Annotated in this window: 6 protein-coding genes; 3 read left to right on the top strand and 3 right to left on the bottom strand. The window is 72.2% G+C overall.

Features of this window, described 5'->3' with window-relative positions; all coding sequences use genetic code 11:
* From B8460_RS11760 to B8460_RS11770, 3 genes are all read right to left on the bottom strand, one after another.
* Positions 1–395, bottom strand: a 395-nt coding sequence (locus B8460_RS11760; protein ID WP_048861791.1) for a pyrroline-5-carboxylate reductase family protein, incomplete at its 3' end; no start/stop codon positions are given.
* Between the two features lie 33 nt (positions 396–428).
* The gene (locus B8460_RS11765; protein ID WP_048861792.1) at positions 429–929 is read right to left on the bottom strand and encodes a type III secretion system chaperone family protein; all 501 of its coding nucleotides are present in this window, start codon (positions 927–929) and stop codon (positions 429–431) included.
* Between the two features lie 242 nt (positions 930–1,171).
* The gene (locus B8460_RS11770; protein ID WP_048861793.1) at positions 1,172–1,465 is read right to left on the bottom strand and encodes an accessory factor UbiK family protein; all 294 of its coding nucleotides are present in this window, start codon (positions 1,463–1,465) and stop codon (positions 1,172–1,174) included.
* A 72-nt stretch (positions 1,466–1,537) separates the two neighbouring features.
* Here B8460_RS11770 and rfaD point away from each other — a divergent pair, with 72 nt between their 5' ends.
* The 3 genes from rfaD to B8460_RS11785 all read left to right on the top strand — a co-directional run.
* A complete protein-coding gene (gene rfaD / locus B8460_RS11775) occupies positions 1,538–2,518 on the top strand; it encodes an ADP-glyceromanno-heptose 6-epimerase (protein ID WP_048861794.1) in 981 nt (326 codons plus the stop codon).
* Entirely contained in the window at positions 2,515–3,375 is an 861-nt protein-coding gene (lgt, locus tag B8460_RS11780; RefSeq protein WP_048861795.1) for a prolipoprotein diacylglyceryl transferase, read from the top strand. The genes rfaD and lgt overlap by 4 nt, the downstream gene beginning before the upstream one ends.
* Positions 3,372–3,945: SAM-dependent methyltransferase (locus B8460_RS11785; RefSeq protein WP_048861796.1), on the top strand; the 574-nt coding region annotated here is incomplete at its 3' end. The genes lgt and B8460_RS11785, both read left to right, overlap by 4 nt.

Genomic DNA, 3,945 nt, shown 5'->3' on the forward strand with positions numbered 1-3,945 from the left:
GTCATGCCGCGACGGATCGCCGCCGGCGTGTTGGGCATGGCCCGCACGATTGCCGCCCGCCCGCCGAGCAGGGCGCGCAGGCCGTCGATCGTCTGCCCGGCCATGATCGAAAGGAACACGGCCGTGTCCGCGTAGCGGGCATAGGCGGGGAGGGTGGCGGCCGCGACCTGCGGCTTGACCGCGAGGATGACGGCGGCGGGACGGAAATCGGCGGGGATCGCGTCGGCCGTGGCCAGCGCGCCGACGGCCGGCGGCCAGTCAGCCGGCCGGGCGGCCGGGTCGACCGCGAGCGCGCGGGTGAGGCCCTGCTCGCACCAGCCGGCGAGCAGGGCGCCACCCATGTTGCCGCAGCCGACCAGCAGCAGCGGCGGGAGCGCGTCGGTCTCCGATGTCATCGCGTCGGTCGGCCCGGGGCGTCGGCGCGGCGGTCAGGCCTCGCCCACGCAGTCGAGCATGGCCGCCTGCAGCGCCTCGGGCGGCGTCTTGCCGCCCCACAGCACGAGCTGGAAGGCCGGGAAGAAGCGCTCGCATTCGGTGATCGCGATATCGACCATGTCCTCCAGGCTTTCGGCGCTGGCGCCCGGGGCGCCGCGCAGCAGGACCGCGTGGCGGAACAGCGGCATGCCGTCGTCGCTGTCCATGCCGAAATGGCCGATCCACAGCCGCTCGTTGGCCAGCGCCAGCAGCTCGTACAGCGCGGGCCGGCGGTTGGCGGGCACCTTCAGGTCGAACGTGCAGGTGAAGTGCATCGCGCTGATTTCGTGCGACCAGGTGAAGAACAGACCGTAGTCGCACCACTTGCCGGGGGCCTCAGCGGCCATCTCGTCGGTCGTGCGGCGGTCGAACGCCCAATCGTTGGCGGTGACGATCTGCTCCACAATGTCGAGGGGGTTGGAGGCGCGGTCCTGAAGCATGCTCATCGCGGTCATGCCGGGTCTCCCGTCTGGAGGAAGGCCGAAGCTGTGGCGCCCAGCGAGTTCCAGTGACCGTGCCGCCCGTCTTGCATGCGGGCGGTTCCAGCAAGCGGGCCCCCGCGCGGTGGCTGCCACGGAGGGCAGCCTACGCACCGGCGAAGGCGCGCCGCAAGGCTGGATCGCTGTGCGGCCGGCCCGTGGTGCTCCCGCGGGACAGGTCGTCTTGCGCCCGGCGTCATGGAAAGTCCAGAACGACGCTAGTCCGGCGCCTGCGTCATGTCGCCGCCGGCGAGACGCGCCTCGAGGTCCGCGAGGCGGGTCTCCAGGGCCGCGAGCCGCGACTCGGCCGCCTCCTGTCCGGCGCGGGCGTTGGCGGCGAGCTCCTGCACCGCCTCCAGCTCGGACCGGCGCACCAGATCGAGCCGGCGGATGCCGTCGTCGATCGCCGCCTGGACCATCGATTCCGCCTCCTCCCGCAGCCCGGCCAGCGCCGAGAGGGCGCCGCCGGCGACGCCGGCGAGGTCGTCGAAGAAACGGGGCCGCTCCGTCATGTCACTCTCCTGTTCATTCGGCCGCGCCGGCGGCAGATGACGCGGCGCGGCATGACGCTATAAGCCTGCCGCATGATCGTGGTCACCGGCGGCGCCGGCTTCATCGGGTCCTATCTGCATGCCGCGCTGCGGGCGCGCGGCGACGAGACGGTGGTCATCGACCGGCTCGGCGACGGCGACAAGTGGCGCAACCTCGCCAAGCATCCGCCGGACCAGGTCATCGCGCCGGAGGAGCTTGATGACTTCCTGGCCGGGCATCCGCCGGTCGAGGCCATCGTGCATATGGGGGCGATCAGCGAAACGACCGCACGCGACGGCGACCTGACGTGGCAGACCAACGTCGCGCTGTCCCAGCGGTTGTGGACGTGGTGCGCGCACCGGGGCGTGCCGCTGATCTATGCCTCCTCCGCCGCGACCTATGGCGACGGGGCGGCCGGGTTCGACGACGACGGCGACCTGTCGCACCTGTCCCGGCTGCGTCCGCTGAACCTGTACGGCTGGACCAAGCATAGCTTCGACCTTTGGGTCGCGCGCCAGATCGCCGGCGGCCGTCCGCGTCCGCCGCACTGGGCGGGGCTGAAGTTCTTCAACGTCTACGGCCCCAACGAGTACCACAAGGGACCGATGATCTCGGTCGTGAAGGTCAAGCACGACGAGGTGCTGGCCGGCCGGCCGCCGCGCCTGTTCCGCGCCGACCAGCCGGGCATGGCCGACGGGGCGCAGCGGCGCGACTTCATCTGGGTGGGCGACGTGGTCGCGGTGATCCTGTGGCTGCTGGCCACACCCGGCGCGTCTGGCCTGTTCAACGTCGGCACCGGGATCGCGCGCACCTATCTCGACCTCGCGCACGCGGTGTGCGACGCGGCCGGCGTGGCGCGGGCGGTGGAGTTCATCGACATGCCGGCGAATCTGCGCGGCCAGTATCAGTCCTTCACCCAGGCCCGCACCGACCGGCTGCGGGCGGCGGGCTTCGCCGGCCAGTTCACCACGCTGGAGGACGGCATCGGCCACTATGTCCGCGACTACCTCCGCACCCCGGACCCCTACGCATGAGCACGGTGATCCATCTGCCGGTGTTCGATCCGGTCATCGTCCATATCGGGCCGCTCGCCATCCGCTGGTATGCGCTGGCCTATATCGTCGGCCTTATTCTCGGCTGGCGGCTGATGCGCCGGCTGGTGGAGCGCGCGCCCGCGGTCGCGACGCCGCTGCAGGTGGACGATTTCCTGACCTGGGCGACGCTCGGCGTCGTCCTCGGGGGGCGGATCGGCTACGTGCTGTTCTACCAGCCCTCGCACTACCTGGCGCACCCGGCCGACATTCTGGCGGTCTGGCAGGGGGGCATGAGCTTCCACGGCGGCGCGCTCGGCGTCGCCCTCGCGATCGTGCTGTTCTGCCGGCGTCAGGGCATCCCGATCCTCGGCTTCGCCGATCGCATGGCGGTGGTGACGCCGATCGGCCTCGCCCTCGGGCGGATCGCCAACTTCATCAACGGCGAGCTGTGGGGGCGTGTCGCGCCGCCCTGGTGGCCCTATGCGATGGTCTTCCCGGCCGCTCCCACCCCGTATGCGCCCGACGGCCTGCCGCGCTTTCCGAGCCAGCTGTACGAGAGCTTCCTGGAGGGCTTCGTGCTGTTCGCCGTGATGTGGGCGCTGGCCGGGCGGGAGCGGCTGCGCGCGCGCTTCGGCTTTCTGACCGGCGCCTTTCTCGCGGGCTACGCCGTCGCGCGGAGCCTGTGCGAGTTCACCCGCGAGCCCGACAGCTTCATGGGCTTCGTGCTGCCCGACCTGACGCGGGGGGTGATCAACCTGACCATGGGACAGGTGCTGTGCGTGCCGATGCTGATCGCCGGCATCATCCTGATGTGGCGGGCGCGCCCGCGGCCGGCGGCGGTGGTGGCGGCATCCTGAGCGGCACGCACCCGGAGCGGCTCGACCACTACATGGCGCGCGCCAACGCCGCCTATTACGCGGCGCGCGACCCGTTCGCCGATTTCACCACCGCGCCGGAGATCAGCCAGGTGTTCGGCGAGATCTGCGGCCTGTGGGCCGCCGTGGTCTGGCAGTCGATGGGCGCGCCGCCGGGCGTGGTGCTGGCGGAGGCCGGACCGGGCCGCGGCACCTTGATGGCGGACGCCCTTCGGGCCATCCGCCGGCAGGTCCCGGCCTTTGCCGCCGCGCTGCGGCTGGTGCTGGCGGAGACGTCGCCCCGGCTGCGGGCGCGGCAGGCCGCCGTGCTGCCGGAGGCCGTCTGGGTGGACGCGGTCGAGGATCTGCCGCCTGGGCCGCTGATCCTGATCGCCAACGAGTTCCTCGACGCGCTGCCGGTGCGTCAGTTCGAGCGCACGGCGCGGGGCTGGGCGGAGCGGCATGTCGCGGACGGCGCGTTCGTTCTGCGGCCCGCGCCCGCGCCCGACCATCCGGCGGCGGCCACGGCGGCGGTGGGCGCGGTGATCGAGGTAGGCGAGGCGGCGCGGGGGC

The sequence above is a fragment of the Acidisphaera rubrifaciens HS-AP3 genome (assembly GCF_000964365.1).
Lineage (GTDB): Bacteria > Pseudomonadota > Alphaproteobacteria > Acetobacterales > Acetobacteraceae > Acidisphaera > Acidisphaera rubrifaciens.